General features: G+C 42.2%; 5 protein-coding genes. 4 read left to right on the forward strand and 1 reads right to left on the reverse strand.

The genetic code is table 11. The features are described from left to right. From ACYTXL_RS18565 to ACYTXL_RS18580, 4 genes are all read left to right on the forward strand, one after another. On the forward strand, positions 1-444 hold a 444-nt coding region (locus ACYTXL_RS18565; RefSeq protein ID WP_461926034.1), incomplete at its 5' end, for a 6-aminohexanoate hydrolase. 397 nt (positions 445-841) lie between these two features. Beyond that, positions 842-1,498 (forward strand): tRNA (adenosine(37)-N6)-threonylcarbamoyltransferase complex dimerization subunit type 1 TsaB, encoded by a 657-nt coding sequence (gene tsaB / locus ACYTXL_RS18570; RefSeq protein WP_461926035.1) that lies wholly within the window; start codon positions 842-844, stop codon positions 1,496-1,498. Positions 1,499-1,832: 334 nt separating this feature from the next. Then, on the forward strand, positions 1,833-2,462 hold the full coding sequence (locus tag ACYTXL_RS18575) for a PEP-CTERM sorting domain-containing protein (protein ID WP_461926036.1): 630 nt from the start codon (positions 1,833-1,835) through the stop codon (positions 2,460-2,462). A gap of 25 nt (positions 2,463-2,487) precedes the next feature. Then, a complete protein-coding gene (locus tag ACYTXL_RS18580; RefSeq protein WP_461926037.1) occupies positions 2,488-2,853 on the forward strand; it encodes a hypothetical protein in 366 nt (121 codons plus the stop codon). Between the two features lie 54 nt (positions 2,854-2,907). Here ACYTXL_RS18580 and ACYTXL_RS18585 read toward each other — a convergent pair. After that, positions 2,908-3,729: AEC family transporter (locus tag ACYTXL_RS18585; RefSeq protein WP_461926038.1), on the reverse strand; the 822-nt coding region annotated here is incomplete at its 5' end.

The raw sequence follows: 3,729 nt of genomic DNA on the forward strand, positions 1-3,729 counted from the left end.
TTGACCATCAAACAAGATCGTACCCAATCTCACCTCGACGAGTTGACCATCAAACAAGATCGTACCCAATCTCACCTCGACGAGTTGACCATCAAACAAGATCGTACCCAATCTCACCTCGACGATTTGACCATCAAACAAGATCGTACCCAATCTCACCTCGACCAGACAGGGGTAAAGGTTGACCAACTTTCTGATAAGGTTGATAGTTTTATCACTCACACGCAACGCCTATTTACAAAGACAGGCGGTGAGATAGAGGAAACAAAGGCACGAACTGAGCGATTAGAAGCACTCATGCTAAAGCTTGACCGAAACTTTGAATCACAAAAATCTCAGTTTCAGGAGTTTCAACTCACCACTGGGGCTGCTTTGGAGCGAATTGACCGAGTTTTGGATTATCTACTGAGACAGCAAGGCGGTAATTCAAATCCCCCATCTTAGTTGCGATCGCACAGAGAGAGTGAACAGCATTGCCTCTCACAAACCTTGCAACAAGAGCGTTTGACTGATTGCTACTCAACTTATTTATTACTTTTTAATTATTTGCGATCGCCTTCTAATTTTGCTAAAGCAGCAAAACATTTAAAAATCTTAAAATATAAGTGTGTTTGCCCTGAGACTTCTATGTATAGTACAACAAAAGAAGTGTAGTCTATTCAATTAATAACCGCTATGTTATAACGTTTCCTAATCACATCAGGTACATCTTAGCCCCCTCCTGGCTTGCGGGGAGGGGGTTGGGGGTGGGGTTCTTGTACCTCGCAAGGGCTGAGAACCACTATGTTATATACTTGAATAAATCACGTTAATTCTATAAAAATAGATATTTTAAGTAACTTTGACAACGGAACTAGAAGACCTTGCAATAAATAAATACGCCTTAGCACTACACACCACCACACCGGAATTAGGTTTGGCAATTAGTAATTTTGCTGGTGATACTCGCTCTCAAGTTTGGAATTTGGGACGTGATTTATCTAGCTTAATACATCAATATTTAATTGAATTTATCAAACCGCAAACTTGGGCAGATTTGTCTTATATCGCAGTTGCAAAAGGCCCTGGTGGCTTTACCGGAACTCGGATTGGTGTTGTCACTGCTCGGACTTTGGGGCAACAATTAGATATTCCTGTATTTGCGATTTCCACTTTGGCTGCGGTAGCTTGGTCAGAAGCAGGCAAAAGTCAAAATCCCAAAACTATCGCTGTGGAAATGCCAGCACAACGAGGTCAAATTTTTGCTGCTATTTATCAGTTTGAGCCAGATGCTTCTAAACTAAGAGCGTGTTTACCAGATATAGTGTTGACACCAGAAGCATGGCAGGAAACTTTAGCGAATTGGAACACTAATTATCAGCTGATTCAAGCCCAATCTGGGTTAGCCGCGACGGTGACAAGTATTTTAGAACTAGCTAATCTCGATTGGCAAGAGGGCAAGTGTCCTAATTGGTCAGAGGCTTTGCCATATTATGGGCAACATCCAGTAGAAGTTTAACTGATATGCGTCAATTCCTTCGCCACGCTCTAATAAGTTTATTAACATTAAAGGAAACCTGATTAACGGCTACATCTCTTGCTTTGAGTGCTTTTTGGCGCTTTAATGTCCTTGTAAAATTAGATTTTACTAACTTAGTATTTTTTTATAATTTGTGAACTCTTCTGGTATAAAATCTATTGACGAAAAGATTATGTTCTTTTACTGCTGCAATTTTGATCAAATCTACGATTTTGGCAGTTTTTGATTTCTTGATCATAAATTCGGCTCTTACTACCGTGGCACACAATTACACCGACTTGTACTAATTTGTCAATAGGAGACTATTTAATCAATGAAAAGCTTTTTCGCCCTAGCCGCAGCGCAGGTAGCGGCCAGTTTGGCACTCTGTGCGACTTCCATGATTACTTCTACTAATCTGGCTCAAGCTGCTGATTTAACATTTAACTGGAAGGGTGATGCTGGTTATTCGGCTGATGGCTCGTTCAGCTACGATGAAACCACTACCCCAGCCATAATTTCCGAAAGTGGTGCGGGATCTACAAAAGCCTTGCAGTCACTATCTGTTTCTTTTTTCAATCCATCACACGAGTTGATTGGTACTAAAAACGAGGTTGTTAATGGTGTCTCAAGTAATCAGTTTTTAAATTTTAACTTTAACACGACTACAGGCAATTTATTTGGGGCTTTTGATCTAGGCACTGGTACTGGTATTGGTGATGTTTTTATCAGCAATGTTGAGGCTCCCGACGGTACCTTCATCTCTCCGGGAGCGACCTATTATCTTTACCGAAATATTACCGCAGATAATGCTCAATTACTCGACTCCAGTACGAATCGGATTAAAGCATCTGCGGTTCCTGAACCGACAACTGTTTTGGGAACCCTGCTAGTTGGGATGTTGGGTGTAGCACTCAGCAGCAATAGAGTTGCATTCTTCTCAAGGAAGCCAAAGAAAATCTAGGGCAAACGCATCTAAAGTATAAGAATTGAATGGCACTAATAAAATCCCAAAGGTTTGTGCTGCCTTTCTTCAAGAAAGAGGAGGCGGCAGCCCCCCAGGATGGGTTAAGAGCCTCCAGGCTAGGAAACAGTCAGGGCAAGGGTTGTATCTTAACTTAGTGCCATTGGAGCATGGAGAATTTGGTATCTCCCATCTCGTTCAAGTAGTTTGGATGGCAGATTATTCTAGTCTACCTCCAGAACAAGATATGGTGTTTGGTTATCATGTCCATCTTCAAGGGGGTAAAGTGATGAAGTTGGAAACCCCAACATTCAACGAACATTGGGGAAGCCAAGGCGGATTAGTAGGATTTCAAAATCGTGTTGTAAAAGCGCTTAAATTAGAACGATAAGATGCGTTTTTCCTGGGATTTTAAGCGATCGCATCACAGTGCATAAATCCCAAATTAAAATAGCCACAGCCAAACTGGGAGAGTCACCAGCAATACTATAGCCCCAGCAGCTAAAGCAGTTACCGCCAGATCGCGATCAAGATTGAATGTCTCTGCAATTACCAGTGTGGCGAAAGCTGGAGGCATGGCCATTTGTAGCACGATGACTTTTGCGATCGCCCCAGTTAATCCAAACAGTGGTAAAATACTGCTCAATACCAAGGGAACTAGCAGCATTTTGATTCCCAAGCTCATCCCTGCTTGTGGTAGGCTACCCCAAGATTTGAGCAGCGCCAGTCGCATCCCAATTAACATCAAAGATAAAGTTACGACACTCCAAGCAAATTTATCTAACCAGAATTCCGCGACTGTGGGAATTGTCGCTTGTCGAAACAGCAAGCCAAATCCGAAACCCCACAGGGCAGGATTAATTAAGATGGACTTAGCAATCTGCCAATGATTATGTACACCACCGCCAAAACGCGCTGCTAGTAATACACCCAAGCCATAAGTTCCTGGGAATGAACCTAGCAAATCGTAGAATAACGCCCAAGCAAAGTATTCCTTTCCTACCATTGCTAAGGTAATCGGAAAGCCAAGATAACCTGTGTTACCTAGCATTGCTGCTAATATCAAGCTAGCCTGAGTTGATTGTTCGGGGACAGTATTTTTAAAATAAGCTTGTCCTTTAATGGCTAACCAAGCTAAAAATCCTCCTAGTAAAATGGCTAGGTAAGCGATAGCAGGTGCAATCCAAATTTGTCCCGACAAGCTAGATTGACGCAAAAACGATACTATGCTGATGGGTACTCCCACCCAAAAAAGAAACTGTCCCAA

The organism is Nostoc sp., from assembly GCF_054880495.1.